The organism is Anaerococcus sp. HMSC068A02, from assembly GCF_001811125.1.
In the GTDB taxonomy this organism is placed as follows: domain Bacteria; phylum Bacillota; class Clostridia; order Tissierellales; family Peptoniphilaceae; genus Anaerococcus; species Anaerococcus vaginalis_C.
The window spans coordinates 1-403 of the sequence record NZ_KV803737.1 but is presented as its reverse complement, the minus strand read 5'-3'; the positions used below and the strand labels follow the sequence as shown (position 1 = coordinate 403).

Genomic DNA, 403 nt, shown 5'->3' with positions numbered 1-403 from the left:
GAAATATTTATAGCTATTTAATTTTATTAGGTTCTTAATGGAATTGTCACAGCGAATTTATGAGCTGATGAAATTCCTTATGCAGGGATTTTTGATTTTTCAAAAATCATCGCATTTATGCCCTGTTCGAGTTTTTCTTTGGTTAGTTACTGTAACCTACCGTAATTTTTCTTGTTTTCTTCGAAAACTTTGAAAAATAATGAAAGATTTCTTTGAAATCTTTCACCCCTCGATTATGGGCTTGGTGGAGATGAAGAGATTCGAACTCTTGACCCCCTGCGTGCAAGGCAGGTGCTCTCCCAACTGAGCTACACCCCCATGTAACCTTTAAAAATTTACTACAAAGTTTTCTTTGCTACAAACAAAGTATTTTTTAAAATTTCTTTTGGTAAAAGTCAGCGTA

The 403-nt window shown here is 34.2% G+C and carries 1 tRNA gene; it reads right to left on the bottom strand.

What is annotated here, in order from left to right:
* Positions 1-242 precede the first annotated feature (242 nt).
* Positions 243-318: transfer RNA gene (locus HMPREF2782_RS03170), tRNA-Ala, on the bottom strand.
* Positions 319-403 lie beyond the last annotated feature (85 nt).